This window comes from Arsenophonus endosymbiont of Crataerina pallida (genome assembly GCF_964020125.1).
Classification (GTDB): domain Bacteria; phylum Pseudomonadota; class Gammaproteobacteria; order Enterobacterales; family Enterobacteriaceae; genus Arsenophonus; species Arsenophonus nilaparvatae.
Genome location: NZ_OZ026540.1, coordinates 842397 through 867834, shown reverse-complemented (window position 1 = coordinate 867834; position 25438 = coordinate 842397). Strand labels below are relative to the sequence as shown.

Annotated in this window: 26 protein-coding genes and 8 pseudogenes; 20 read left to right on the top strand and 14 right to left on the bottom strand. The window is 36.7% G+C overall.

From position 1 onward, the window contains the following. Nucleotides 1-6 precede the first annotated feature (6 nt). Complete coding sequence (locus AACL31_RS04430; protein ID WP_310512817.1) at nucleotides 7-1218, top strand: ROK family protein; 1212 nt, start codon at nucleotides 7-9, stop codon at nucleotides 1216-1218. Nucleotides 1219-1234: 16 nt separating this feature from the next. On the opposite strand, the pseudogene AACL31_RS04425 reads toward AACL31_RS04430, so the two are convergent. After that, nucleotides 1235-1651, bottom strand: a pseudogene (locus AACL31_RS04425) (SDR family NAD(P)-dependent oxidoreductase); the annotation flags it as partial. A 259-nt stretch (nucleotides 1652-1910) separates the two neighbouring features. Between AACL31_RS04425 and AACL31_RS20915 the strand changes: the two are divergent. The 4 genes from AACL31_RS20915 (at nucleotide 1911) to AACL31_RS04410 (ending at nucleotide 4610) form a co-directional block, all read left to right on the top strand. Then, nucleotides 1911-2255, top strand: coding sequence for a CDP-diacylglycerol diphosphatase (locus tag AACL31_RS20915; protein WP_409013952.1), 345 nt, complete (start codon nucleotides 1911-1913; stop codon nucleotides 2253-2255). A 666-nt stretch (nucleotides 2256-2921) separates the two neighbouring features. Next, nucleotides 2922-3200, top strand: coding sequence for a major capsid protein (locus tag AACL31_RS04420; protein ID WP_310512970.1), 279 nt, complete (start codon nucleotides 2922-2924; stop codon nucleotides 3198-3200). A gap of 81 nt (nucleotides 3201-3281) precedes the next feature. Continuing rightward, nucleotides 3282-3638, top strand: coding sequence for a hypothetical protein (locus AACL31_RS04415; protein WP_339053775.1), 357 nt, complete (start codon nucleotides 3282-3284; stop codon nucleotides 3636-3638). 90 nt (nucleotides 3639-3728) lie between these two features. Next, on the top strand, nucleotides 3729-4610 hold the full coding sequence (locus AACL31_RS04410) for a hypothetical protein (protein WP_339053774.1): 882 nt from the start codon (nucleotides 3729-3731) through the stop codon (nucleotides 4608-4610). Here the strand turns inward: AACL31_RS04410 and AACL31_RS04405 are convergent. After that, complete coding sequence (locus AACL31_RS04405; RefSeq protein ID WP_339053404.1) at nucleotides 4564-4743, bottom strand: hypothetical protein; 180 nt, start codon at nucleotides 4741-4743, stop codon at nucleotides 4564-4566. The two genes, AACL31_RS04410 and AACL31_RS04405, sit on opposite strands and share 47 nt — an antisense overlap. Before the next feature lie 115 nt (nucleotides 4744-4858). On the opposite strand from AACL31_RS04405, the gene AACL31_RS04400 reads away from it, so the two are divergent. The 7 genes and pseudogenes from AACL31_RS04400 (at nucleotide 4859) to AACL31_RS04375 (ending at nucleotide 10286) form a co-directional block, all read left to right on the top strand. Continuing rightward, complete coding sequence (locus AACL31_RS04400; RefSeq protein ID WP_339053773.1) at nucleotides 4859-5146, top strand: DUF2523 family protein; 288 nt, start codon at nucleotides 4859-4861, stop codon at nucleotides 5144-5146. A gap of 3 nt (nucleotides 5147-5149) precedes the next feature. Continuing rightward, on the top strand, nucleotides 5150-6049 hold the full coding sequence (locus AACL31_RS04395) for a zonular occludens toxin family protein (protein ID WP_339053772.1): 900 nt from the start codon (nucleotides 5150-5152) through the stop codon (nucleotides 6047-6049). Further along, a pseudogene (locus AACL31_RS04390) lies at nucleotides 6024-6755 on the top strand (type II secretion system protein GspD); the annotation flags it as partial. The gene AACL31_RS04395 and the pseudogene AACL31_RS04390, both read left to right, overlap by 26 nt. 199 nt (nucleotides 6756-6954) lie before the next feature. Continuing rightward, nucleotides 6955-8484, top strand: coding sequence for a phage/plasmid replication protein, II/X family (locus AACL31_RS04385; RefSeq protein WP_339053771.1), 1530 nt, complete (start codon nucleotides 6955-6957; stop codon nucleotides 8482-8484). A 20-nt stretch (nucleotides 8485-8504) separates the two neighbouring features. After that, nucleotides 8505-8750 carry a DNA-binding protein G5P gene (locus AACL31_RS04380; protein ID WP_339053770.1) on the top strand — a complete coding sequence of 82 codons (246 nt, stop codon included), beginning with the start codon at nucleotides 8505-8507 and terminating at the stop codon, nucleotides 8748-8750. A gap of 57 nt (nucleotides 8751-8807) precedes the next feature. Beyond that, the gene (locus AACL31_RS20910) at nucleotides 8808-8906 is read left to right on the top strand and encodes a tail virion protein G7P-2 (protein WP_310513615.1); all 99 of its coding nucleotides are present in this window, start codon (nucleotides 8808-8810) and stop codon (nucleotides 8904-8906) included. 606 nt (nucleotides 8907-9512) lie between these two features. Continuing rightward, nucleotides 9513-10286: a hypothetical protein gene (locus tag AACL31_RS04375; protein WP_310512912.1), complete on the top strand. Its 774-nt coding sequence runs from the start codon at nucleotides 9513-9515 to the stop codon at nucleotides 10284-10286. Between the two features lie 218 nt (nucleotides 10287-10504). Here the strand turns inward: AACL31_RS04375 and ahpF are convergent. The 4 genes and pseudogenes from ahpF to AACL31_RS04355 all read right to left on the bottom strand — a co-directional run bounded on the left by ahpF (nucleotide 10505) and on the right by AACL31_RS04355 (nucleotide 14644). Then, nucleotides 10505-12062, bottom strand: a pseudogene (gene ahpF / locus AACL31_RS04370) (alkyl hydroperoxide reductase subunit F). A gap of 70 nt (nucleotides 12063-12132) precedes the next feature. After that, a complete protein-coding gene (gene ahpC / locus AACL31_RS04365; RefSeq protein WP_339053769.1) occupies nucleotides 12133-12720 on the bottom strand; it encodes an alkyl hydroperoxide reductase subunit C in 588 nt (195 codons plus the stop codon). A gap of 217 nt (nucleotides 12721-12937) precedes the next feature. Continuing rightward, nucleotides 12938-13555: a hypothetical protein gene (locus AACL31_RS04360; RefSeq protein WP_310512910.1), complete on the bottom strand. Its 618-nt coding sequence runs from the start codon at nucleotides 13553-13555 to the stop codon at nucleotides 12938-12940. 72 nt (nucleotides 13556-13627) lie between these two features. After that, nucleotides 13628-14644: pseudogene (locus AACL31_RS04355) on the bottom strand (NAD(P)H-quinone oxidoreductase). A gap of 216 nt (nucleotides 14645-14860) precedes the next feature. On the opposite strand from AACL31_RS04355, the pseudogene AACL31_RS04350 reads away from it, so the two are divergent. Continuing rightward, nucleotides 14861-15223 (top strand): annotated as a pseudogene (locus AACL31_RS04350) (universal stress protein); the annotation flags it as partial. Between the two features lie 44 nt (nucleotides 15224-15267). Here the strand turns inward: AACL31_RS04350 and AACL31_RS04345 are convergent. Both AACL31_RS04345 and pntA read right to left on the bottom strand, forming a co-directional pair. After that, a pseudogene (locus tag AACL31_RS04345) lies at nucleotides 15268-15690 on the bottom strand (NAD(P)(+) transhydrogenase (Re/Si-specific) subunit beta); the annotation flags it as partial. Then, nucleotides 15690-15968 (bottom strand): annotated as a pseudogene (gene pntA / locus AACL31_RS04340) (NAD(P)(+) transhydrogenase (Re/Si-specific) subunit alpha); the annotation flags it as partial. The pseudogenes pntA and AACL31_RS04345, both read right to left, overlap by 1 nt. A 380-nt stretch (nucleotides 15969-16348) precedes the next feature. Between pntA and ydgH the strand changes: the two are divergent. From ydgH to AACL31_RS04320, 4 genes and pseudogenes are all read left to right on the top strand, one after another. Next, a complete protein-coding gene (ydgH, locus tag AACL31_RS04335; RefSeq protein ID WP_339053768.1) occupies nucleotides 16349-17323 on the top strand; it encodes a DUF1471 family protein YdgH in 975 nt (324 codons plus the stop codon). A gap of 74 nt (nucleotides 17324-17397) precedes the next feature. Beyond that, nucleotides 17398-17947: pseudogene (locus tag AACL31_RS04330) on the top strand (amino acid permease); the annotation flags it as partial. 120 nt (nucleotides 17948-18067) lie between these two features. Further along, nucleotides 18068-18736, top strand: a complete 669-nt coding sequence (gene nfi / locus AACL31_RS04325) for a deoxyribonuclease V (protein ID WP_310513629.1) — start codon at nucleotides 18068-18070, stop codon at nucleotides 18734-18736. A 74-nt stretch (nucleotides 18737-18810) separates the two neighbouring features. Continuing rightward, complete coding sequence (locus tag AACL31_RS04320; RefSeq protein WP_339053767.1) at nucleotides 18811-19398, top strand: YjaG family protein; 588 nt, start codon at nucleotides 18811-18813, stop codon at nucleotides 19396-19398. Nucleotides 19399-19414: 16 nt separating this feature from the next. On the opposite strand, the gene AACL31_RS04315 is transcribed toward AACL31_RS04320, so the two are convergent. The 5 genes from AACL31_RS04315 to AACL31_RS04295 are packed head-to-tail and all read right to left on the bottom strand — an operon-like array spanning nucleotide 19415 to nucleotide 22193. Next, a complete protein-coding gene (locus tag AACL31_RS04315) occupies nucleotides 19415-19666 on the bottom strand; it encodes a hypothetical protein (protein ID WP_310512531.1) in 252 nt (83 codons plus the stop codon). A gap of 14 nt (nucleotides 19667-19680) precedes the next feature. Continuing rightward, complete coding sequence (locus AACL31_RS04310) at nucleotides 19681-20112, bottom strand: YcgN family cysteine cluster protein (RefSeq protein WP_310512532.1); 432 nt, start codon at nucleotides 20110-20112, stop codon at nucleotides 19681-19683. Nucleotides 20113-20132: 20 nt separating this feature from the next. Beyond that, entirely contained in the window at nucleotides 20133-20792 is a 660-nt protein-coding gene (locus tag AACL31_RS04305) for a fumarylacetoacetate hydrolase family protein (protein ID WP_310512533.1), read from the bottom strand. 38 nt (nucleotides 20793-20830) lie between these two features. Then, on the bottom strand, nucleotides 20831-21853 hold the full coding sequence (locus AACL31_RS04300; protein WP_339053766.1) for a lytic murein transglycosylase: 1023 nt from the start codon (nucleotides 21851-21853) through the stop codon (nucleotides 20831-20833). 37 nt (nucleotides 21854-21890) lie between these two features. Beyond that, a complete protein-coding gene (locus tag AACL31_RS04295) occupies nucleotides 21891-22193 on the bottom strand; it encodes a YcgL domain-containing protein (protein WP_032115884.1) in 303 nt (100 codons plus the stop codon). Nucleotides 22194-22327: 134 nt separating this feature from the next. Here AACL31_RS04295 and minC point away from each other — a divergent pair, with 134 nt between their 5' ends. Genes minC through minE form a run of 3 tightly spaced genes read left to right on the top strand, consistent with a single transcriptional unit; the run spans nucleotide 22328 to nucleotide 24119 of the window. Further along, nucleotides 22328-23014: a septum site-determining protein MinC gene (gene minC / locus AACL31_RS04290; protein WP_310512551.1), complete on the top strand. Its 687-nt coding sequence runs from the start codon at nucleotides 22328-22330 to the stop codon at nucleotides 23012-23014. 22 nt (nucleotides 23015-23036) lie between these two features. Continuing rightward, on the top strand, nucleotides 23037-23849 hold the full coding sequence (gene minD, locus AACL31_RS04285; RefSeq protein WP_310510657.1) for a septum site-determining protein MinD: 813 nt from the start codon (nucleotides 23037-23039) through the stop codon (nucleotides 23847-23849). 3 nt (nucleotides 23850-23852) lie between these two features. Beyond that, complete coding sequence (gene minE, locus AACL31_RS04280) at nucleotides 23853-24119, top strand: cell division topological specificity factor MinE (RefSeq protein WP_310512536.1); 267 nt, start codon at nucleotides 23853-23855, stop codon at nucleotides 24117-24119. A 77-nt stretch (nucleotides 24120-24196) separates the two neighbouring features. Here minE and AACL31_RS04275 read toward each other — a convergent pair whose 3' ends face one another. Continuing rightward, entirely contained in the window at nucleotides 24197-25351 is a 1155-nt protein-coding gene (locus AACL31_RS04275) for a filamentous hemagglutinin N-terminal domain-containing protein (RefSeq protein ID WP_310512537.1), read from the bottom strand. Between the last annotated feature and the right edge of the window lie 87 nt (nucleotides 25352-25438).

The window sequence follows — 25438 nt, the reverse complement described above, 5'->3', positions numbered from 1 at the left end:
ATTTATATGAATGAGCAAGTAGGGCATACTGATCAAATAAAACAGATCAACTTAAAGCTTGTCTATCGACTTATCGATCAACTTGGATCTATTTCTAGAATTTCCTTGGCAAAAAAAGCTCAACTAGCGCCAGCGAGTATCACAAAAATTACCAGAGAACTTATCAATTCACACTTAATAAAGGAGGTTGAATTTCCTGATTTAGGTTTTAGGGGAAGACCAATAACTGGCTTAGAAATTGTTAGCCAAGGTTGGCAATTTTTATGTGTTAGAATTAATAAGGGTTCATTAATTTTATCGCTATATGAACTCAATAATAAACTTTTACATGAAGATATTACCGAGCTAATTGCCAACGATAATCATTCATTTAACGAGCAGTTATTAACAAAAATAGAGTATTTTTTTACCTGTTATCAAGGCTGTTTAGAGCGGTTGGTAGCAATTAGTGTAATTACTAATGCTATTATTAATTTAATCGACGGCATTATAGTTAGCTCACCGTATTACAATATTAAAAATTTTCCACTAAAAGAACGATTAGAAGCTCGCATTGGTTTACCTATTTATTTACAAAGCTGTACTACTGCCTGGACTATGAGTGAATTTTTTTCCGGTGCATCTAAGTATACAAAAAACATTATTCAAATTGTGATTGATGATCATATTAACGCTTGTATCATTACCAAAGGGAGTATTCTAGCTTTAGGTAATAGTCATGCGATTGAAATTGGTCATATTAATATCAATTTTGCGGGTTTAGATTGCTATTGTGGTAATCAAGGCTGTTTGGAAACCCATATTGCGATCCCACAAATATTAAAAAAAGCGCAATCCATCGCTAAACAATATCCCGATTCTAGCCTTAATAAAGAAAAAATCTCTATTAATGATTTTTGTCAGGCTATTAATCTACAAGATCCAATTGCTGTTGATATTCTTGAAAAAATAGGGCGACAAATCGGTAATACCCTTGCTGTAATGGTTAATATTTTCAATCCCCAATTAATTTTAATTGGCTCACCGCTAAACGAGGTAAAAAATCAGCTATTTCCTGTCATTAGCAAACAAATTCGACAAAAATCCTTACCCTGTTACCAAAATAATGTATCCCTAGTAGCAACTAAATTTAATAATGAAGGAACAATATTGGCAACCGCTATTATTAAAGATGCCTTATATAATGGTTCTCTGCTGGTTAAATTAATGGCGGGATAAAATTTAACAAATGCTTGTATGGCCAGTTAGCCGCAATAGAACCAATGTTGATGATATGACCATGGTTGGCCGCCACCATTCCTGGTAATATTGCGCGGGTCATATGAACTAATCCTTTCACATTGGTATCAATCATAATATCCCAGTCATCTGTATCAGCCATTTCAGCCGTATCTAAGCCTAAAGCCAGCCCGGCATTATTTACCAGTACATCAATTTTTTTGAAATTTAAGTTGTTCACTACATCATTAATAGCTTGCTTATCCCTTATATCTAGCAGGATAGGGTGAAAATTTTTTCCTAGCTGTTGCTGCAATTTTTTTAACCTTGTTTCCCGTCGACCTGTACCAATTACAATGTGGCCATTAGCAATGAATTTTTTCGTTATTGCTTTGCCGGAACCCGCAGCAACGCCAGTGATAAAAATTATCATTATTAACCTTCTTTTGTTATCTTGATTCTAATTAGACGTAAGTAAAAAACCTCACATAAAAAGAGTCAAGAGATATCTTTTAAACATGCGAACTACTCAATAAAGTTATATTCCGTCAAAAAAGAAAAACATTTAGAACATTAAATTAACAAATAGATAGAATAAACTTACACATACCTTATACTAGCTGAGTAAAAAACGCAGATAGCCACTAAATCAGTCATTCTAAAATGCTTTCAAGGAAAATTTTTATAATAGGATTTTTTATGAAAAAAACTATCAAATTACTGCTCAAGATATTTTTTGCTTTACTCTTATCAATATTAATTTATTTTGCCTATTTAAAAATAAGTTATGGCAAACTATTAATCAACAATGTATTCCTGAGTTTAAAAATGGCAGCTTACAATCGCCATGTATCAAAGTTGATCAACAACACCGATATGTTATTTATAAGGATATAAAGGGGCCATTACATGATTTATTATTACCATTAGCCAAAATCTCTGGCATTGAAAGTCCTATTTTGCAACAAAATTACAAAAGGGTTCTTGCCCATTCCGGCAAAATGTCGCCAGCCGGAATGGGCAAGGTTCGTCTTTAACATAGAGTGCATTATGCGAACCTTAATGGCATTTTACCGAAGCTTATCTACAAATAATAATTTTATTGATTTTTTGTAAAATTAAACAACAAACAAAAGCAAATAAAAAATCAATCATCGCTAAACAATTCGCTTGTCTTCGACCCTCAAACTGCTGAGTCGCTTTATTTATCGTAAAAAGATGGCTTGGCAGGAACGCTAACGCGGGGGTTCCTTGCTACCCGATAAGTCCCCCCCTGGCTTCGGCGGTTTTCCATTCGGTTATCTTTGTGATTGCAATCTGCCGCCTTACATGTCCTGACGGACATTTTAAAGCATAAAAAAACCCGCCATAAAGTAGCGGGTTTCCCTGATATCTGGTGTGATGCGACTCAAAATCAGAAGTGGCGGTATTTACGATTAATTTTAGAAGTTATGACCTAATACCAAATCGATATTATCTCATCGAATAAAATACCCTAGGTGCGTTTAACGCACCTAGACTAATCCGCTTTTTTATGTCTTACAAATGCGTTGCTGGCAATCATACAAAGCAAATAACACTAAACGAACATGAAATACCGTTAATAATCCAGTTAATGACGCTGGCTCAAATTTCATTCTCGCTTCTGTTATCGTCTGTCTCACCACTTTATAAGCCACTGAACGCAGTACGGAGATTTCTTTATGTTGATTAAATTAGGTTTAAATAAGTTTTTTAACAAACTTAATCTCCGCACTTTATATTTAAGTATAGGTATTGGTTTATTCGGTGCTTTTAGTTCTGGATGGGTGCTTGCTAATCCACCTGCAGGTGGTGCAACTGTTGACTACAGTACGTTAACTAATTCGCTTAACTTTAACTCTGTCATGACCGGTATTTTAGCCGTTGCAGGCGGTCTTATTGCCGTTTATGCAGGTATGGCAGGCGTTAAGTGGGTTTTACGTATGGTTCGCGGTGCGTAACAAGGAGAGGGGCAAATTAATGCCCCTTTATATCGATGCTGACAATCGGATTTTATTTCCTGTGTTTTTTGTGGGGCTGTTATGCGCCTGGGCAGTCATACAAGGGTTGGATTGATATTGTTGTTTTTAACGTCTTATTCTTATGCTGAAACGTGGAAAACTGAGTATAAAAATACGTTTGATCATTCTGTTATTTCTAAATCAAAGGATGTTAAGGGAGAAGACGGAACATTTAAACGCGTTGAATATATTAATTCCACTATGCAGCAGGAAGCTTGTAGTAAAGCTAAACAATCTGCTCAGGATCTTTTTGACCATATGCAATCTACTTTTCAACAGATGTGGCCTAGTTCGCAGTTTAAACTTGAGGTTAGCGAGTGTTCTTATGATGGTTCGCCAACTGAGAAAATTGTTGATTCTTACGGTGATAGTTTTTGATTAAAAGCCCGTGTTGTTGGTGAGATTAAAAGAACTGTTTCTGGTACTGAAAATAATAATAAGGATTTACAAACGCCGGAAGAAGTTTGTATGAATAAAAGTTCGCTATCGGGTTCGTTTCATACAAAAAAAGTGGGTAGTAATTATTATGCTAATGTTGATGGTTGTGAATATATTGCTGATGATGATTTATTGCTTTGTAGTGAAAAGGAGGGCACTTGTCATGCTAAATGGAATCCAACAGGAAAAACGGTAGAAGATGGAAATGGAGGAGATGATGAAAAAGAAAAAAGTGATAATAAAATTTTGGGGCAATTGCCAAATGTCAATAAAGTTTTAGAATCACCTTCTAATTTTCCGTCTACACAGCAAGTTTATAATCCGGTTTTTGGTCAATCTGATTTTATTTCACCAAGCGAAAGAGAATGTGCTGACATTGTCTATCCAACGTATGAAAATGTGACGAGTTATGACGATTCGGGCAATTCTGTTATTCGTAAAGAGCCTCATAAATTTTATAATACCTTTAATTTTATGGGGAATAATTATCTCCAAAAATATGGTTGTTTATATGTACGTACATCAGTAGGGTATAAGCCGAGTACATCTCGTGCAGTTTATGAGGCTTTTGATACGGGTAAGTTAAATGATTGTATTTGGAAGAGTGGTTTTACGGAGGTTCATAACTGTTCTTATCGTGGTGAGCGTCCTAAAACACATACAGATTCAACTAAATCCTCTGGTAGTACTGGCATAAATAATATCGGTCATTCTGATACGGGAAGTTCTAACAGTGAAGCGGGTTCTAGTCGTTTAGGGAGTACGACTAATATTTTGCCTCATCAGGAACAAGTCAATCGGGTGTCAGTTCATCTTCGGGTGCTTCTTCAAATTTTGGGCAATCTTCTGGTTCAAAAGGTAATGGTCAGGGAACCGATTTATCGCATCCTGATAATAATGAGCCGGATTTAGATTCACCGACGGCAGAATCGGTATTATCGCCATTACAGCATCTCTTTCCTTTTTTGAAAAATTTTAATTTACCAGAACGGGCAGCGTCATGTCCGGTAGCGACTTTTGAAGTGTTTGAGCAGCGTTTTGTCATTGATGCTCATTGCACCTTGTTTGAAAGCATTCGTGATTTGTTGACCCTGTTTTCAATGATTATCTGGTCATTTATGGGGTTACGGATTGTATTGTCTTCTTAAGGGGATTAAGTGATGTATGCCTTGATTGTGTCCGCATTTAATTTTTTATTAGGGTTCGTTTTTAGAACGCTGGCAATTAAATTTATTGTGTTTTCGGCGCTGTTTTTAGTGGTCACCGAATTTGTCCCTGTTTTATTAGCTTTACTACCCACGTCAACGAATTTGCCGGAGTTGATTGGTCAACTTCCTGATAATGTCTGGTATTTCATGAATCTGTTTGCTGTGATAACGGGGATTAAGATTGTGATTTCGGCTTATCTGACCCGTTTTATTGTGCGACGGATTCCGGTGATAGGGTGATATATGGCGATTTCAGCCTATGTGGGGATTCCAAGAAGCGGTAAATCCTACGAAGTGGTTTGTAACGTGATTATTCCGGCTTTTATGAAAGGTCGCCGAATTGTAACGAATATCTATGGCATTTCGGTAGCGAAAATTACCACTTATTGTTTAGAGAAGAAAAAAGCGGATGTGCATCAATTAGGCAAGATTATCTGCGTTGATAATGAACAGGTTAAAGAGGCCAATTTTTTTCCATTTAAAACAGAAACGGGTATCGCAGAAGAGACTTTTTGTCAGGCTGGCGATTTGATTTGCGTTGATGAAGCCTGGCGCATTTGGGAAAACGATAAAATTCCGCAACAACACCGCTCATTTATTGCCGAACATGGCCATTTTGTAAATACAAAAGGTATCACCTGTGATTTGGTGGTATTAAATCAGTCGGTGGTCAATTTACCGCGGTTTATCAAAGATAGGATTGAGACTACTTACAGAATGACCAAACTGGTGGCGTTAGGGTTACGAAATCGCTATCGGGTCGATGTTTATTCAGGGATTAAACTGTTTAAAAATAACCGTACTTCATCCTATCAGTGCAGTTATGACAAGGCTATCTTTCCGCTTTATCACGCTTATGAAGGGGGGCATGGTCAAGAACAGGTAGTGGATAAGCGACAGAGTCTTTTTAGTCAATCTAAATTTTGGTTATTAACATCAGGATTGTTGTTGCTGGTCATTGCTTCCGTCTATTTTCTTTATCAATTTTTTGGCGGTAACCGGATAACGCACAAAAGTCCTCCTGGCCATGAATCGGCTATTAATTCAGTCACTATGGAAAAATTACATCAAAATCCGTCGCAACAAAATTTATCGGCTCAATGGCGTATTGCTGGCAAATGTACTGGTTTATTATGGTACTAAAGCCGATATTGCGCGATTAAAAGTATTGTTACCTAAAATCGATATTGTAACGGATGAAGTGGTGGTTTCTGCCTATGTCTTTGAGGTACAAACCGCTGAGCGTAATGGGTCAGGCTTGGCATTGGCTGCCAAATTGGTTTCCGGTAAATTTAATGTTGGTATCGGTAAAGAGGCAGGATTTGACAATTTTGTTCGCTTTAATTTAGGTTCATTAGATGCGTTATATGAATTGTTCCGTACTGATAGCCGTTTTCATGTGGTGAGCTCGCCCAGACTACGGGTAAAAAATGGGGCGCAAGCATCATTTTCTGTCGGCTCAGATGTGCCTGTGTTAGGTAAGGTGAGTTATGCTGATAATAAGCCTGTTCAGTCGATAGAATATCGTTCTAGTGGTGTTATTCTGAATGTACGTCCGCAAATTCGACAAAACGGTGTTGATTTAACCATTGACCAGCAATTGTCAAATTTTGCTAAAACAGAGACGGGCGTGAATAACAGTCCAACGTTGATTAAACGTCAGGTCAATACGCAAGTGAGCGTTGCTGATGGCGATATTATCTTATTAGGTGGTTTGGCTGAAAATAAAGTAACAGAAGCCGATACCGGATTTTCATTTTTGCCGAAGGGCTGGTTCACGGGTGCTTCGACAGAAAATAATAAAACCGATATTTTAGTGATTTTACAGGTGAAGAAGGTTCAACGATGAAGGCAGGCCGCGTACCACAGCATTAGCGAGGAACGCGGCCTGTCTGAAGAGGCGAACCGACGTAGTCGGTAAGAGAATAAAACGTCGGTTTTGTTGTATTACATGTTGTTTGTTATGCGTTAAGTTGTTTTTTAGCGCTGTATAGCCAGACGTACAATCTGACTATACAGCTATCACATAAACCTAATAGGAGGTCTATATGACTGTGTTCGATCCTACTCAATATCCAGAGTTACGCAATCTTTTTCCTGAATTAACGCCAGTTCAGTTTGAAACGGCATTGTTATTTGCTTTTGGTATTCCGCAAAAAGAAATCTCGGTGTTGCGTTCAGTGGCGTATAAAGTGGTGAGACAGACGATAACGGAAGCCAGAATGAAATTTGAGCCAGCGTCATTGACGGGATTATTAACGGTATTTCATGTTCGTTTAGTGTTATTTGCTTTGTATGATTGCCATCTTGAACTCCAAATTCCATTCAAAGACGAGTATGTAACTAGAACATCTCGTGATAGGGAGCATGGAGGAGGATCTATCGATTTTATACAGATTGCTAAATTAAGTGGTATTCGCTTGTCTGCTCGTGATGTGGAATTTGAAATAAAAGGGGATTTATCTGTTCAGGGATTAGCGCATCCTTTTGAATCGTTACCAACGCATTTTGCCAGTTTGGGCATGAAGATTTATCAGGGAACTCATTTGATTTTCCCGCGAGTCAATCTTAAGGCTTCACCTGCCAAGCTCTTACAGGGGCATAACGTATTTGGTTCAACCAATATTGCATTATGTGGTTTGGAGTTAATCACTAATTTAGCGGCTTCCATGCCACATCTTTTTAATTTGTTAGATGTAACGAATACCGAAGTTTCTGAGCTTCATACAACGTTATCAGTGAGATTACCGACGGAAAGTATTTGTAAACAGGTGATCGCTTATTTCAAAAATATCAGTCATGGACAAACCAAAGCGACAAAATCCAATGATCATGAATCAACCGTTTATTTTAATCGTGGTTCTAAACTCAGGGAACTGTGCATTTATTATAAAGCGCTTGAACTGGCAAAACGTTTGGGTGAAATACAAAGAAAATTGCTGGCTAATCCTAATGATGACGTGTTGCTTAATCAGTATGCCATTTTAAATGATAAACGCCTGATTGATTTTGCCAATAACCTGTTGAGATTAGAAGGGCGATTAAAAAAACGTTTTTTAAAAGATAACTCGATTCCGGTTAATTTTTCGGCACTTTGTCTTTATCAACAACAATATGAACGTGGTGGGGCTAATTTAATTTACGATCTGTGGATGAAAAGTTTTGATGATTTGCTGACGGCATTGAGGGGAATGGAAATGAATATTTATGATGATGAACATATTTTTGAACGATTAAAATCTCATTATTATTCTACCACGCCAAAAGGCAACATTTCCTATGCCAAAGCCCAACGGATATTCGGTTTTTATCGCCGTTTAGTCAATGAAGGATTTTACAATGTCCTTAATTCCATGAGTCGAGTGACGTTTTGGCGTTACTTAACTTTATTAACTGATGTTGGTATCAGTAAATCACAATTACAAAATCTCACGGGCGATAAATCTAACGTCATTCCTTTTTATAAAGTTATCCATATCGATTTTTCTCAACAACGTCCTGACTGGTATGTCGAGCCAGTGAGTGTTTTTGAACGTCAAAATACTATTTATCCATTTAAACAAGTTGCAAATGCTTAAATCAAGAAAGGTGAACCATTATGGCTGCATTGCCCTTATATCAAACGGTGATTAGTGGAAAAGTGACCCGTGTCAGTACTTCTGATGATGGACACGTTTATACCACTGTTATTTTACCTGCGCCTGACCCTTATTCTAAACCGCCTATAGTCAAAATTCGTTCTAAACGACGTGTGGGTGTGATTGACTCAGAAATCAATGAACTGGTTTGTCGTATTTCAGGTTATGAGCGTTCCTTTAGATATCCTGATAAAAAAACAGGGTAAATGACACTTGGGTATAACGTTGAAATGTTCCTTGATTTAGCAGAATAGGTAATCGCTATGGCAACAGTAGGGTTACCGGAAGTATATAACCTGATTTTCGAGATTGGAATTGTCTTATGTTTCGGTCTTGGATTTATAGCAGGAGGACAGAGGTAATGGAAATCGTTTATTTATTCTCGGCTTTTGCTATTGGTTGGGGGTTCTCTTACTCCATTTTGGTCTTTAAAAAATTTGCGGAGGTTTCAGTATGAAATTTTTATCTAACCTTGATCAAATGCTGCTGGATGACATTATCACTATTGGCATGTTACTGGAAAGTCTTTTGCTGGCAGGAAAAACGCCAGCCGAATAGTATCGCTATTTTAATTTACCTGCCATAATCCACAACCAATTAGATCCTGAGAACATAGAACAGCTAACACAAATAAGTGAACAAGAAAGCGGCACTATTTATCAGCAATATTTTAATTACTTACATCAATTCAGCCAGAATAATCCTTTTATTCAACTCAGTCATTTATTGCAAGACTGGCAAAGCCGGCCTGAGCTCGCTCGCCAGCAATTAAAGCAACATGATATTGCTGAAGATTGGTTAAATGACTACTTATACAAGAAGAGTATGTTCTTTTACCTCAAGTATTTAATTCACTGAGTGAAGAAGAACAACTATTTATTCAACAAGCAGAAATAAATCAACTCAAAGTTGAATATAATGCCCGCGATAATAACATTCATTCTCTGCCACCTGGCGTAGCTGGACTAGTGGCTGAAGATGGACTGATTATTCCTGTGCCTGATGCAATTGATATGCTGATGTGTTCGTTTAATGGAGAAGAGCGTATTTATGCCCTGGAAAAAGATCAAAAAATGGGGAACTATAAATTATCGCGAGTTGACCGCAAACGAGATCTAATCTTTAACTTGATAAAAGATCACAAAAATACCCGTTATAACAAAAATTTTGCTTTGAAGATCCACTCTCCTTCCTTACTAAAAAAAGCAACAGAACAACCGAAAATGGCATTAGAAGAACTGGCTGAATTACATGCTAACAAGCTATTTAAAAAATTAGATGATGAAGGTTACCAAAAAACCACCCAGCAAAAAGTAGCGGCTTTTTTCTTAAGTCTCATTCCTTTTTATAGCTGCATTACCGAAGCGCAAAAAGGCAATATTAGAGAAGCTATCGTGGCTGGAGTATTTGATATCTTAAGTTTTTTACCCTTTTTGGGCAAAGGACTACAAATTGGTGGACGATTTAGTATTGCGATGGGAGAAGCCATCACTCAAGGGCTTAAAATCGCAGCAAAACAGGCAACGATTGCACAGGCCTTAAAGCAAGGTGGCAAACAGTTTGTAAGTGTTGGCATTCCTCATATAACAAAAAGTGTACCAGCAGAAGCCTACATTGGATTAGGTATTGATTTTATTCGTAGCGCAGATCCGGGATTTGAATTGCTGGCATCGGGAGGTTTAAAGGGTATCAATAGCTTAAAAGATGCAGCAATTAAATTGAACCAAAAAATCATCGCTTAGCTCCCCTAGTCGAAGCCCTGGAGAAACAAGTAAACTGACAATATGACTATTTACGCAAGACAGCATTGTAATGACACGTTTAAAAAAATTATTCCTCCCGCCTGGCGATAATGCTATTAAAGCTAAATGCTAATGAAACACTTAATAAAAAAAGCCCCCTCATCGAGGGGGCAATCGTTAAATTTAGTCGATATATCGTTATCAATATAAATAACTGTTTATTCCATTACATTCATCAGATAGTGACTAGCGCTAAGTGATGCCTTCGCCCCTTCTCCTGCCGCAATGATGATCTGTTTATAAGGCACAGCTGTGCAATCGCCGGCAGCAAAGATACCTTTAATATTGGTCTCACCTTTTTCATCAACCTTGATTTCACCAATTGCATTACGTGCAATTACGCCATCTAACCAATGGGTATTAGGTAGTAAACCAATTTGGACAAAAGTTCCAGCAACTGCTAAATCATGGATTGAACCATCCTGCCGATTTTTATATTGTAAGCCAGTCATTTTGACACCATCCCCTTTGACTTCGAGGGTTTCGGCCTGCAAAATAATATCCACGTTACTTAAACTCGCTAGTTTCTGTTGCAACACTGCGTCGGCTCTCATTTCTGGAGCAAATTCTAATAAAGTAACATGCTCAACAACTCCGGCAAGATCAATCGCGGCTTCAACGCCAGAATTACCTCCACCAATCACAGCGACTCGTTTACCCTTAAATAATGGCCCATCGCAATGGGGGCAATAAGTTACTCCTTTGGTACGATATTCTTTTTCGCCTGGCACATTCATATCACGCCATTTAGCCCCTGTCGCAATAATAATACTGCGGGAACGCAAAGTAGCACCCGATACTGTTTCAATTTTATGCAACTTTTCAGCCGCATCGGCGGGAATAAGTTTTGCTACCATTTGTGAGTCGATAATATCAATATCATAATCATTGACATGGCCACGTAGTGCAGTAGCTAATTTGGGTCCTTCGGTTTTTGACACAGAAATATAATTTTCAATATCAATAGTATCTAAGACCTGCCCACCAAAGTGTTCGCCGATAATACCGGTACGAATACCTTTACGAGCCGCATAAATAGCGGCTGAAGCACCGGCCGGTCCGCTACCAACAATCAAGACATCATAAGGCAGTTGCTGATTTAATTTTTGGACAGTATTTTTTTCAGCATTAACATCAATTTTAGTGACAATGTCACTTAAAGTCATCCGCCCCTGCCCAAACTCTTTGCCATTTAGAAACACAGCAGGCACTGCCATAATATTCCGTTGCTGAACTTCAGACTGAAAAATAGCGCCATCGATGGCAGTATGCGTAATATTAGGATTCAAGACCGCCATTAGATTTAAAGCTTGAATAACATCCGGGTAATTATGACATGACAATGAATAATAGGTTTCAAAATGAAACTTTCCCTCTAATTGACGGATCTGATAATTCAACCGCTTCTTTCGCTGGATGGCCGCCAACTTGCAATAATGCCAAAACTAATGAGGTAAATTCATGACCTAATGGCAAGCCGGCAAACCGTAATCCGCTATCTTTACCTGGATTAGTAATTAAAAATGAGGGTTTACGTACTGTTAGATTATTGTCTTTATTAAAAGTTATTTTATCTGACAGTGTACTAATGTCCTGTAATAATGTGCTTATCTCGGTAGATTTTTTACTATCATCTAAGGTTGCTATCAACTCAACTGGCTGGGTTAATTTTTCTAAATATAGTTTAAGTTGAGATTTCATGTTGCTATCAAGCATTGCTTTATCCCCGAAAAAAACGGGTGCTAATGCACCCGAACACAGTAAAATTACTTACAAAAAATTTTAATTAAATTTTTCCTACCAAATCGAGTGAAGGTGATAAGGTTGCTTCCCCTTCTTTCCATTTAGCTGGACATACTTCCCCTGGATGGTTTGCTACATGTTGCGCAGCTTTTATTTTACGTAATAAATCGGATGCATCACGCCCAATCCCTTCCGCAGTAATTTCAACTGCCTGGATAATACCTTTTGGATCAACAATAAATGTGCCACGATCTGCCAATCCTAATTCTTTTTGTTCATCATTTTCTTGATATTTGCGCATCACTTCAAAATTACGCGTTAATGTCCAACTAGGATCGCCAATCATGGTATATTTAATTTTACCAATCGTGTCTGAATGACTATGCCACTCTTTATGAGTAAAATGGGTATCCGTTGAAACAGAATAAATTTCGACGCCTAGTTTTTGAAACTCTTCATAGTGATCAGCTAAATCACCTAATTCAGTTGGGCAAACAAAGGTAAAATCAGCAGGATAAAAGAAAAAAATGCTCCATTTGCCTTTAATATCTTTTTCAGATATATCGATAAATTTTCCATCTTTAAAGGCGGTATTTTGAAAAGGTTTAATTTCTGTATTAACCAAAGACATTTTGCTGCTCCCTTCTATTTGATAGGTATTTAATATATAAACATAAAAGTATTACGTCTAATTCCTTTTTACTATTAATTCAATAGGTATTACCTATTGTAAATAAATATAATATAAAAAAAACCGATGAATAAATCGATTTTGATTTGAGAAATAATGCGTCAGATTAACTTTAAGAATATCAATTAGAACATGATAAGCACCAGCGCAGACATTACTAATTACTGGCAAAGTTATTAGACGATTTATGTGCAGTGACCAGAATATTATAAGTACAAAAAAAAGACTGTTTTGGCACATGATAAAAACTTTGAGGCTGGCTAACAGGTTGAATAACAATGTCACCGGCACGCAATAATTGCTTTTTTCCCCAGCTATTAATAAAGGTAAACGCCGATTCGGTTTCAGGTACAATAAAATAATTCATCATTTTACCGGTCGGAATAAAACGTAAATAATTGGGCTTGCTTGATACGGTAACAGGATCATGATAATACTGGTGAAATTTTGCTTTTTCAACCAAATATTGCTCATTACCTGTGGCAGGACAAATATTTTCCACTACCCAATCACCCTCCTCGGCGGGCGACGATATTACCTCAGTTCCAACGCCTTTAATGATTGTCTTAATAATTTCACCCGGCGCAGCAAGTCGCGCATAGACCGACTTACTTTTTTGAGCAATGCCAGTTAAACCTTTTTGTTGTGCTTGCTTGAAATAAGCCACAATATCTTTAGTCGGATACTGTTCTAACGAAGCTTGTTCATCATAGGCTAAAGCTGGTAAAGGTAATAATATTAGAAGTAATTTCAGGTAATTAGACTGTTTATTCATATAATTTAACCATAAATTTTTAACTACAGAGTAGCTCTCAATAAAGTGAAAATAATGCTTAAAATACCAATATTAAAAGTGTTCATTAACTAATACTAATTTACCAATTAAAGCTCCTGACTCCATAAAACGATGCGCTTTTTCTGCTTGTTCTAATGGATAAGTTTTAGCAATAATGGGTTTTATCTTACCTGAATTAATCAGTGGCCAAACCTTATTTTCTAACGCTGTTGCAATCGCTATTTTTTCCGCTAAAGTTTTTGCTCGCATTGTTGAACCAGTATGAACTAATTGTTTAACCATTAATGGCATTAAATTTAACTGCTGAGGTGCCCCACGCATCATACCAACTTGAATGATACGGCCATGTTTAGCGGCAATTTGATAATTTTTATTAACATAATCGCCACCAATCAGATCAACCACCATATCGACCCCTTTATTTTGGGTATATTCAGCTATTTTTTCAGCAAAATCTTCTGTCATATAGTTAATAACTTTATCAGCACCTAAAGAAGATGCCACCTTCATTTTTTCCACTGAACCGAGAGTAGTAAATACTTTAGCACCAAAAATTTTTGCTAACATGATGGTAACACTACCAATACCAGAGGTGCCACCATGAACGAGAACAGTTTCATTTTTTTTGAGTTGACCAATTTGGAAAACATTAGCCCAAACAGTAAAAAAGTTTTCTGGCAATGCCGCCGCTTCGATATAACTAAGATCACCAACAGGTAAAGCGATCGCTTCATGTACCAGACAGTATTCAGCATATCCTCAACCGGCAACTAAAGCACAAACTTTATCGCCTTTTTTCCAACGCTGACAACCTTCTCCAACACTAACTACCTGACCGGCAATTTCTAATCCTGGTATTGGAGATGCATCCGTTGGTGGTGGATAAACCCCCATACGCTGAAAAATATCAGGACGATTGACACCCGCGGCGGCAACTTTAACAAGTAAATGTGATTTTGGTGGTTTTATTAGTAGTAATTGGGTGGGGTTTAGCTTTTCCGGCCCGCCAGGTTCAATAATTTCAATAGCAAGCATCGTTTTTGGTAAAGGATCTATGAGGTGCGGCATTCAATAATAACTCCATTGCTGAGTCAATCAACTAATTATTGTACTTGAGAGCCGTAAAATTTTCCTCTAATAATTTAACCAATATTTAATATTTTATTTTGGTAAAATAGAAAAATAAAACAATAGTTTGATTAGAAATACCACTGCGCAATTAAATCAAATTCAGTTAATCTATAATTAATACCATCTATTTCATTAAGAAATCTCGTCCCAAAACTAACTAGTGCCTACCCTGTCGCGCCAATAAATATCGCTATTGAATTACCAGATTTTGATCCAAATATCTATAGTCAGGCTCTGCGGGCACAGCATCTTGTTGCAATGAAAAAATTAAGGCAAAGATTTACCATTGATGAAAAATATACCCATGTTGTTGAAGGATCCGCTGAGAAAAAAATCCCTGAAACCTGTGACGAATTACATGCAGGTATTGTTGTATTGGGTATTTTAGGCAGAACAGGTATTTCAGCGGCGTTTTTAGGCAATACTGCTGAACAGAACATTGATAAGTTAAAATGTGATTTATTGGCCATTAAACCGGATGGTTTTGTCTGTCCAATAAATCCAGCAAATGATTAACAACCCAATGGCCCATTCAAATAGGGCCATTATTATTAAAAAATTTATAAAGCGCGCAAAATAGCTTCTACGCTAACTTTGGCATCACCGAATAGCATTTGGGTATTTTCCTTAAAAAATAACGGATTCTGAACGCCTGCATAACCGATATTCATTGAGCGTTTAAATACAATAACATTTTGCGCTTTCCAAACCTCCAGGACGGGCATTCCCGCTATTGGGCTATTGGGATCATCTTGTGCGGCTGGGTTAACGGTATCATTTGCCCCGATCACTAATACCGTGTCTGTATTAGCAAAATCATCATTTATTTCATCGAGCTCCAACACGATGTCGTAAGGTACTTTCGCTTCAGCTAATAATACATTCATATGACCAGGCAGGCGTCCGGCAACAGGATGGATCGCAAAGCGAACATTAATCCCTTTTTCGCGTAATTTTGCCGTAATATCGTGAATCGGGTATTGATGAAGCAAATTAATATTGCACCTTCTTTAATAAGGGCAATTTCAGCTTCTAGCGGCGCATTAACTTTAAATATAATATCTGCATTCCATACAGATTGTTGCTCGACAATTTCAGCACCTGCTTGCTCGAAAGCAGTATCTTCAAAACTAGCAAGCTGACCAGCTTCTCGCTCAACGATGACAGAAAAACCTAATTTTATTAGCTGCTTTATTGTTGATGGTGTTGCTGCAATACGTGTTTCATTGGTAATTCTTTCTTTTGGTACACCAATATGCATAATGATCCCTTATCTAGTTCAAAATTGCTTGATGTTTATTCCCTGCTAACATAACTAATTATATTATATATCTGTCATATTGAGTGAAAAAACATTATTGAAACCTACTGAAAATAGTAATCATGAGCCATAATCTATCGGATTTCCACGACATTAAATTAAATTTTTTTGTCAAAAAATGATATTAGTCAAATAGCTTAAGACTTGATATTAATTTATAAAAATAATTAGCAAAAGTAGTGAGTATTCAACTAAATTAATAGTTTCATAAGAAAACAATGGGACAATTGCAGTTATTACATGTAATAATTATTATCTGTATGATACGACTATTAATTCAGCATTTTGATAGTAAATTGTGTAATGCGGAAGGATTTTGTATGAAGCTGAAAATAACGGCCATCACAACTGAGGTACTTTCACTAAGCAGTATAATAACTGTGCAAGCCGCTGTAGAATTAACACCGGAACAAGCTCAAGAATTAAAGCCTTATCAAAGGATCGCTGTCACAGGCCGCTTTAATGCCATCTATGAAGCATCCGATTCAGTTTCTCGTCGAGCGGATAAAGAAGGCGCCTACTCTTACTATATTCAAAGCCTAGATGATGTAGGCGATAGTGGTAATTTACGAGTAGTTGCTGATTTGTATTGTAAAGATGCTGCAAAAGTAACTAATCCCCCCTATCGTATCTTTGCTGGCATCAAAGAATTGCCGAAAGCAGAAGCAGTAAGATTATTGCCATTTGATACTGTTACTGTCAGTGGTTTGTATAGCTCTGAAGCCGCACTTAATGAGGCGCTAGCTAAAAAAGCCAAGCAAAAAGGTGCTGCTTATTTTTATGTCGTCCGCAATGTTGCTTTAAATGATGGTGGTAACACACTTGCTACTGCTTATATTTATGCCGCAGATGCACCAAAACGAATAGTGCAAAATGATAATGCCGTAGTACCTGCCGATACAGAAACGGGTAAAGCTTTATTAGCTAAAGGAGGTGAAGAAGCTAAAAAAGTTAAAATACCTGGTGTGGCTTCATCTTCAGCGCCAAAGGAAAACGTAGGCCGCTTTTTTGAAACGTCAATGTCAGGTCCGGGTAAAACGGACGTAACGCTACCTAGTGGATATCATATTGAAGAAGTAAATAAAGCAGCAACTGCGCAAATGGTTCCTTTCGATTCAATTACTTTCTCCGGTTTCTATACTTCCACTCCAGAGATAAGATATCAAATTGCGAAACGTGCAGAGAAAAAAGGGGCAAAATATTTTCATATCACACGTGAATGGCAAGCTAATGGTGGTAGCGTTACTATCTCTATAAATAATAAAAAATCACAATATTATCTTATAGTTAGATAAATAAGTATTTAACGGACTTAATTGTCCGTTTTTCTTTTCAGTAAGAGATAAAATAATAAATAACTGTGTTTTAATTTCTTGCCATATCTTTGCTATTACTTTCACGTATTAGACCGGATCTAGATGGAGGAATTTATACATACGCCAAAGAAGGTTTTGGTGAACTAGTTGGTTTTTGTTCAGCCTGGGGCTATTGGCTATGTGCTGTTATCGCTAATGTTTCCTATTTGGTGATCGTCTTTGCAGCCCTGAGTTTTTTTACTGATCACTCAGGTAATGTGGTTTTTGGTGATGGTAATACTTGGCAATCTTTGATCGGTGAGTCTATCTTACTATGGATCATTCATTGGTTAGTATTAAGAGGTACACAGACTGCCGCCGGTATCAATAAATTAGCGACTTTAGCTAAATACGTTATGGGTATTTATTGGTATCGAAGGGGCTGTGGTTGTTTCAGCACGCGCTCAAAGACGTAAAGTTGTTGGTTGAGCAACGTTACTTGCCGTAATCTCAGCCTTATGTATTTATATATTAGTTACCTTGCTCTCCTTAGGCATCGTTCCCAGAGCAGAACTTGCTGCAATGAAAAATCTCTCAATGGCATCACTTATGATCCATATGATCGTTAATAACAAAAGGGCCCGGCGGCACTTTACAATTATTTAAATATATTTTTTTAAATTTTGTGTTATAAAACAAATAATAAAATATATTTATATAAAAATTTTTTAAGTAAAAATAAATATGATTGATACCAAATTATTACGTCAGGAACAGACCACAAAAGCTAAACAAATTATTCTTACGGATAATTTTGCTACCCCTAATCTTATTGCTGGTGCTGATGTTGGATTTGAAGAAAAAGGTACCATAACCCGAGCCGCAATGGTTGTTATGCACTGGCCTTCACTTGCTATTGTTGAATATCATATTGCCCGTATACCGACTGAATTTCCTTATATTCCAGGTTTACTCTCTTTTCGAGAGTATCCTGCACTACTGGCGGTTTGGGAAAAACTGCAACATAAACCCGATCTTATTATGGTTGATGGCCAAGGAATTGCCCATCCTCGTCGTTTTGGAGTAGCTAGTCATTTGGGTCTTTTATTAGATATTCCAACGATTGGTATAGCAAAAAGTCGTCTATGTGGTCACCATGAAGCTTTAGATGAAATAGTGGAAAGCTGCCAACCATTGAATGATAATAATGAGCAAATTGGTTGGGTGTTTCGTAGTAAAAAAAGATGTAAACCACTTTATATCTCACCTGGCCATAAAATCAGTTTAGATGCTTCACTATTATGGGTTAAGCATTGTATTAAAGGTTATCGTTTACCTGAACCTACTCGTTGGGCTGATGGAATCGCTTCTAATAGAGCGTTTTTTAATCAAATGAAACAGAATTTGGCATAATTAAAGTTAAAATATGTGGAACCTGTTGATTTTCAGGTAAACTTCGGCGTAAAAGGTAAGTGAGTAGAAATTTGATGTTAAGAAACCCAATTCATTTGCGGTTGGCAAAATTAGATAGTTGGCGGCATATTACTTTCATGGCCTGTTTATGTGAGCGTATGTATCCTAATTATCAATTGTTTTGTAAACAAACGAGCTTTTTAAATCCAATACGTTATCGTATTATTTTAGATTTAATCTGGGAATCACTGATTATTAAAGATAGTAAAATTGATTTTGATAATCAGTTGGAAAAGTTAGAGGAAGTTATTCCCGTCGCAAATGATTTTGATATATACGGAGTTCATCCTGCTATTGATGCATGTATTGCGTTAAGTGAAATAATTCATTCTTACTTAAGTGGGGAAACATTAGAAAGTGCTATTGAAGTAAGTAAAATTTCGATTCGAACTATCGCAATGTTTGAGATGACTCAGACAGGTAAAGAGATGTCTGATGAAGAACTGAAAGAATTGCTTACCATTGAAGAAGAATGGGATATTCAATGGGAGATTTACCGTTTACTTGCCGCTTGTGAAGAGCGGGATGTAGCGCTGATTAAAGGATTAAAATCCGACCTCCGTGAAGTAGGGATCAGCAATATTGGCATTAAGGTTACCTAATTTCCGTTCATAGTGTTTAAAAACGTGATTTGGTACCATAAATGATATCCACCATAGAGAAACCGATAGGATTGCCAGCTATTTCCGCAATCCAGGCACAAGGTGACGCAGACAAAATATCGCGTAATGCGTCAGGTGTAATTCCTTTATCAATGAGTTGTTTTTTGGAAAGGTGATTTTCTTTTACACTGGTTCGAATAGCAAAAAGTGATGCAATATCATTAACATTAGCTAATCTGACATGTTGTTCTAAATAATGGTTTTCCATTTTTTTCTCTAGGATCAAAAGGTATTAATAATATGATCTTCCCAATCCATCACCTCAATTTCTCTAACCGCAATATGCCGAACGGATATTTTAGCTTGGTGCATAGCTAATTTTGAACCGGTTTTTAATGGATGCCAGGTTGGCAGCGGTTTTCCTTCAGCAATTAAACGATAAGCACAGGTGTTAGGTAACCAACGGAAGGTAGTCAAATTATCCCTTGTCAATTTGATACAATCTGGTTCATAACGAAATCTTTCTGCATAGTTTTTGCACTGACAGCTTTTAAGATCTAATTGATCACATGCCACGTTGGTGAAATAAATTTCATCGGTATCGGTATCCAGTAACTTATGCATACAGCATTGCCCACAACCGTCACATAACGATTCCCACTCTTCATCGGTCATCTGTTCTAACGTTTTTCGCTGCCAAAAAGACTGAGACATATAAAATAAAAATCCTCTTATTAGATAACTCGTGTTTTTAAAATTCGATCATTTAAATGAAGGGTAAGCTCGTCGTTCACTTCTAGTGGGCCAACACCTTTGGGTGTGCCTGTCAAAATAACATCCCCAGGGCGTAAAGTAAAAAAACGCGATATATAACTGATCAAAGGTAATATGGCTGTCAGCATATCGGCGGTGTTTCCTTCCTGTCGTATTTCGTTATTAACCAATAAACTTAAGCTCGCTTTTTGTGGGTCACCAAACTCATGAGCAGCAATAAATCCGGATATTGGGCAAGCACCATCAAAAGCTTTGAATTTTTCCCATGGCTGGCCAGATGTTTTTAATGTTCGCTGTAAATCACGTAAAGTCAAATCAAGTGCCACGGCAAACCCTTTAATTGCTGATTTAATTCTCTCTTGATCATTTTCCTGTTTCAGCGTCGTGCCAATCAAAACAGCTAACTCGATTTCATGATGTACTGTGCCTAGCCCTTTTGGCAACAAAATAGGTTGAGTGATATCACAAAGCGCAGTTTCCGGCTTAATGAAAATGACCGGCTCTTTATGCTGCTTTGCGTTCATTTCTTGCACATGTTCGGCATAATTACTGCCTACACAAACCACTTTATTAGCAGATACATCCAGCAAAGCGCCCTGCCAATCATGGTGTTGATACATAGTCTTACTCCTATTTATTGTTGCTTATACTCAATTTATTATATTTGTTGAGCAATACCGTCAGCCATTAAACAGACAGATAATGAAAAATAGTAAGAACGATTCCAGTGCATAATGGTGCGAAAATTATCGGTCACCAGATAGATCCTGCCTTGCGGATCTTTTGGAATAATTAACCAAGTCTGTGTAGTTAACGCCAAATTAGTCATCACAGAAACTTCTATGCCAAGCTTTTTCCATTGTTCTACCAATTTTCCTTTTTTCTTTATCCCTGCGAAACCAACATCAAAACCTATTGGTAACTTAACCTGTGTGCCCCAAGGTAAACCATTTATAGCATATTGTAGATAAGAGGTGGGCATAAACTGAGTTTGTCCCATTGCACCGGCCCAAGAGCCTTTTAAACGATGGTTTTTCGACACATAGCCCTTATCCATAATTTTGAGTGCGGCCATCAGTTGTTTACTAAAAAAAAGTTCTCGGCGGCCATCAAAGGACAAAGTGACTAAGGCGAAAATCACATCTTCTTGCCCTTGGATTTCATCAAATTTACTCTCTAATCCCCAAAGTGCAACAAAATATTGCACCGGAATACCAAACCGCTTACTGGTTATATCCAGTTGATGCTTATTATTATGATATTGCTGTATTGCCATGCTAATACGGGATGATGGTAAAACTTTTTGTAAATAATTTTCTAAATTGACGTTAGCACGCTTTTCCGGCTGTCTACGATCTGCGGCCACAATTCGCTGAACAAAATAAATATTGGCAAAAGCCCGGGCGATCGTTGCTTCGCTTATTCCTTGTTGCCTTGCCATTTGCTTTAAATATTGAACATAAGCTGGAAATTGCGCCAAACTAAGTTTTTTATGCGGAAATACCTTACTTAAAGAAACTTCACTAGATTGCGCCGCTATTGCTTGCGGTACTGATATTAAGAAAATCACTTTAGGCAGCATTGCGATGAGCAAATCACCTATCAATAAGAAACTACCAATGAGCAAATCACCTATCAATAAGAAACTACCAATTACTGTATAAATAAGTTTGAGTCTCATAGCGATAATCCTCAAAAATTTTTAATTCAGTATTATCTTATTTTTGCTCTGCCAGTAGTTGATTTTCCAATTTGTCAATCAGATAGCGATAATCTTCCATTATATTTTCAACCGGAGGCGGAAACTGGAGATAATAACCAACCTCGATAAGCTCCCGTTTAACCCTATCAATATCAGCATTGGCTAATTTTTTTCGATCTGTCAAACTGAGAGTCATGACAAATCGGGGGGTACCAAATTGCTGTAATAATGGTTTGGGAACGCGGGAAAAATTGTCTTTTTTTTCTACAAAAAGATAAGTTTGTTCCTTCTTTGCACTACAATAAATGACACAAAACATTCAATTTAGCTCTTTTTTATTAACATTTTTGACTTGCCTGACTAATTAAGTAACTATAACATAATATTGTATTTCCTTATATCATCGTCCAAAATTCCACTATGGGTCAGTTCAACATGCTGAGTCGAATGCAGATGGCGCAATCACCAATCGAACTAAAAGGCAGTAGCTTCACTCTCACCGTTCTTCATATTCATAATGAAGATCCTGAAGCTATTAAAAAAGCAATTCAGGAAAAAATTGACCAAGCGCCTGATTTTTTGAGAAATGCCCCTGTTGTCTTCAATGTTGCTGGTCTATTAGATGTAAATACTATTTTATCCTGCTATAAAATTATTAGTCAGGCAGGTTTAAAGATAGTTGGTGTTAGTGGATGTAACAATACTAAATTGCGCCAGGCTATCACTGATATTGGCCTACCTTTACTTAGTGAAGGTCAAAATCAAAAAACACAAAATAAAAAAACTGCCAATATCGCTACCACTGAACATGGTAAGACGCGTATTATTACCACCCATGTTCGTTCAGGACAACGCATATATGCCGCTAATTGTGATTTAATTGTTAATGCTAATGTTAGTGCTGGTGCTGAATTGATTGCTGATGGCAATATACATATTTATGGCATGATGCGTGGTAGAGTACTTGCTGGCGCATCTGGCGATAATGATTGTCAAATTTACTGTACACACTTACAAGCGGAATTAGTTTCTATTGCTGGACAATTTTGGTTAAGTGAACAAATTCCTGCAGATTTTATCGGGAAAGCAGCTAGACTTTGTTTGGTAAATAATGAATTGACGATTAATAATATCATTTAGACCTTATTACAGGAATGACTTCATGGCACGCATTATTGTTGTAACCTCAGGTAAAGGTGGCGTAGGCAAAACTACTTCCAGCGCAGCCATCGCTACCGGCCTGGCCCAAAGAGGAAAAAAAACCGTTGTGATCGATTTTGATATTGGTCTACGTAACCTCGATTTAATTATGGGATGCGAACGCCGCGTAGTGTATGATTTTGTGAATGTGATCCAAGGTGATGCCACACTCAACCAAGCACTTATTAAAGATAAAAGGACTGAAAATCTTCATATACTTCCTGCTTCACAAACACGTGATAAAGATGCATTAACACGTGAAGGCGTTGAAAAAGTGCTAAATGGACTGAAAAAATTAGATTTCGAATTCATTATCTGCGATTCACCCGCAGGTATCGAAAGTGGTGCATTGATGGCACTTTATTTCGCCGATGAAGCAATTATTACCACCAACCCTGAAGTCTCTTCTGTACGTGATTCAGATCGCATACTCGGTATTATCGCTTCTAAATCACGCCGTGCAGAACGTGGCGAAGAACCCGTCAAGGAGCAACTTTTGCTTACCCGTTATAATCCAGGTCGTGTCACTCATGGTGATATGCTGAGTATGGAAGACGTACTTGAAATTCTGTGTATCCCACTGATTGGTGTGATCCCTGAAGATCAATCCGTTTTACGTTCCTCTAACCAAGGAGAGCCTGTTATTCTCGATGCCAAATCTGATGCAGGCAAAGCATACAGTGACTGCGTTGATCGAATTTTAGGTAAAAACCGCCCTATTCGTTTTATTGAAGAAGAAAAAAAAGGCTTCTTAAAGCGCTTGTTTGGAGGATAAAATATGGCCTTATTAGATTTTTTCCTGTCGAAAAAAAAATCAACGGCCAATATTGCCAAGGAAAGGCTACAAATTATTGTTGCCGAACGCCGACGTAATGACTGTGGGCCGGCTTACCTACCCGCAATGAAACGTGATATTTTAAATGTCATTTGTAAATACGTCCAAATTGATCCAGAAATGCTCACAGTACAATTTGAACAAAAAAATGATGATATCTCGGTTTTAGAGTTAAATGTAACTTTACCTGAAACGGACGAAAAAAAATAAAATAGCTAATTTTTAACACCAAGTGTGCCCATCAATAATGATGGGCTTGTGCCATAATGACTTAAAAATAAATATTTTCATTGCTTAATTTTAACAATTCCATTTCCTTTGTTTATCATTTCACTAGTAAAAGCATTTCCATTTACAAAATCACCTGTGATTATTTTTCCCCTATTAACAATAAGATAATTTTTCCTGGCTTGCTTTAAGATCTGGTACTCACTTTTTATTTGATTATTAAATTGATAATTTTTTGTTATTCGATTAATGACTTCCCTAATATCTCTTACTTTATAAACATTAAAATAAAATAATGAATTAATATCTATCTCAGCAGCATTTCTAAATGAACCACCTGTTACATAAACATTCATTTCATTAGCACTTAATTGACTACCTTGTTTTATTTGAAATTTTGAATAACCAAAATCATCAACTAACCAAGGTTTAAAATAAGATAAATTTATATGAACATTTTTATCATTAATATTATTATACTCTATAAAAAACGGCATATTACCTGTTCGATAAGTTATTCTATCTGCTTTAATTTGCGTGTTAGCATTAATAATATTATTATAAGCCAATACTTCAATATCTTTAATATTATTAAAATTAATATTTCCTGAAAAACTAATCGACTTATTCATTGATTGATTTAATTTAATATTAGCAATTTTTTCATATAACCCAAGATTAATTTTGCCAGCCAGCAAAGTTACCCGATCAGTGCCAGAAAATGAACAGCTTATGCAACTAATTCCCTGCTGATTAGCAATCAGAATAGCTGCCTTTGTTCCTAGAATAGCTAATTCTCCCAACAGCCTGGTTTTTTCATTGCTATCAATTTCAGCAATAATCAATTTAGCACTGTGCTCAATATTATTATTAAAATAAATCCCTTTTTTGCCTATATCCATTTTGTTAAAAAAAATATGGGATACTCCTTTATTATCAACAGGATTAATATTAATAACTGGTTTATTTTTATTAGTAGAGTCGGATAGTAACCTATTTAATTTACTATAGCTTTTATATTTAGTGATACTAGCAGTAGAATTTTTTATATTATTTTCATCAATAATGATATATGTACCATCATCTTTATATTTATTATTGGTTTTTAATTTTTTATTTTCCGTTGGTAACCTATCTTTTATAAGATGGAGATCATCAGCAAAACTATTAAAAATTATTGTTATCGCCATTATAAATATCAGTGTTGTTTTCATTCCAGCCTCTTAATAACCTGGTTATAATAAAATAAAATTATTTATATTGTTATAAAAAATAACTTATTTAAATTAATAGAAAGAGAA

Bases quoted from the DNA above. Each gene is read 5' to 3' on its own strand.
- AACL31_RS04395 (WP_339053772.1), top strand. From the start codon at position 5,150: ATGGCGATTTCAGCCTATGTGGGGATTCCAAGAAGCGGTAAATCCTAC.
- AACL31_RS04305 (WP_310512533.1), bottom strand. From the start codon at position 20,792: ATGTATCAACACCATGATTGGCAGGGCGCTTTGCTGGATGTATCTGCT.
- AACL31_RS04380 (WP_339053770.1), top strand. From the start codon at position 8,505: ATGGCTGCATTGCCCTTATATCAAACGGTGATTAGTGGAAAAGTGACC.
- AACL31_RS04415 (WP_339053775.1), top strand. From the start codon at position 3,282: ATGCGCCTGGGCAGTCATACAAGGGTTGGATTGATATTGTTGTTTTTA.
- AACL31_RS04385 (WP_339053771.1), top strand. From the start codon at position 6,955: ATGACTGTGTTCGATCCTACTCAATATCCAGAGTTACGCAATCTTTTT.
- minE (WP_310512536.1), top strand. From the start codon at position 23,853: ATGGCCTTATTAGATTTTTTCCTGTCGAAAAAAAAATCAACGGCCAAT.
- AACL31_RS04275 (WP_310512537.1), bottom strand. From the start codon at position 25,351: ATGAAAACAACACTGATATTTATAATGGCGATAACAATAATTTTTAAT.
- ahpC (WP_339053769.1), bottom strand. From the start codon at position 12,720: ATGTCTTTGGTTAATACAGAAATTAAACCTTTTCAAAATACCGCCTTT.
- minC (WP_310512551.1), top strand. From the start codon at position 22,328: ATGGCGCAATCACCAATCGAACTAAAAGGCAGTAGCTTCACTCTCACC.
- AACL31_RS04310 (WP_310512532.1), bottom strand. From the start codon at position 20,112: ATGTCTCAGTCTTTTTGGCAGCGAAAAACGTTAGAACAGATGACCGAT.
- AACL31_RS04410 (WP_339053774.1), top strand. From the start codon at position 3,729: ATGAATAAAAGTTCGCTATCGGGTTCGTTTCATACAAAAAAAGTGGGT.
- AACL31_RS04315 (WP_310512531.1), bottom strand. From the start codon at position 19,666: ATGGAAAACCATTATTTAGAACAACATGTCAGATTAGCTAATGTTAAT.
- AACL31_RS04430 (WP_310512817.1), top strand. From the start codon at position 7: ATGAATGAGCAAGTAGGGCATACTGATCAAATAAAACAGATCAACTTA.
- AACL31_RS04320 (WP_339053767.1), top strand. From the start codon at position 18,811: ATGTTAAGAAACCCAATTCATTTGCGGTTGGCAAAATTAGATAGTTGG.
- AACL31_RS04360 (WP_310512910.1), bottom strand. From the start codon at position 13,555: ATGAATAAACAGTCTAATTACCTGAAATTACTTCTAATATTATTACCT.
- AACL31_RS04420 (WP_310512970.1), top strand. From the start codon at position 2,922: ATGTTGATTAAATTAGGTTTAAATAAGTTTTTTAACAAACTTAATCTC.
- nfi (WP_310513629.1), top strand. From the start codon at position 18,068: ATGATTGATACCAAATTATTACGTCAGGAACAGACCACAAAAGCTAAA.
- AACL31_RS04300 (WP_339053766.1), bottom strand. From the start codon at position 21,853: ATGAGACTCAAACTTATTTATACAGTAATTGGTAGTTTCTTATTGATA.
- minD (WP_310510657.1), top strand. From the start codon at position 23,037: ATGGCACGCATTATTGTTGTAACCTCAGGTAAAGGTGGCGTAGGCAAA.
- AACL31_RS04400 (WP_339053773.1), top strand. From the start codon at position 4,859: ATGTATGCCTTGATTGTGTCCGCATTTAATTTTTTATTAGGGTTCGTT.
- AACL31_RS04295 (WP_032115884.1), bottom strand. From the start codon at position 22,193: ATGTTTTGTGTCATTTATTGTAGTGCAAAGAAGGAACAAACTTATCTT.
- AACL31_RS04405 (WP_339053404.1), bottom strand. From the start codon at position 4,743: ATGACAAAACGCTGCTCAAACACTTCAAAAGTCGCTACCGGACATGAC.
- AACL31_RS20910 (WP_310513615.1), top strand. From the start codon at position 8,808: ATGGCAACAGTAGGGTTACCGGAAGTATATAACCTGATTTTCGAGATT.
- ydgH (WP_339053768.1), top strand. From the start codon at position 16,349: ATGAAGCTGAAAATAACGGCCATCACAACTGAGGTACTTTCACTAAGC.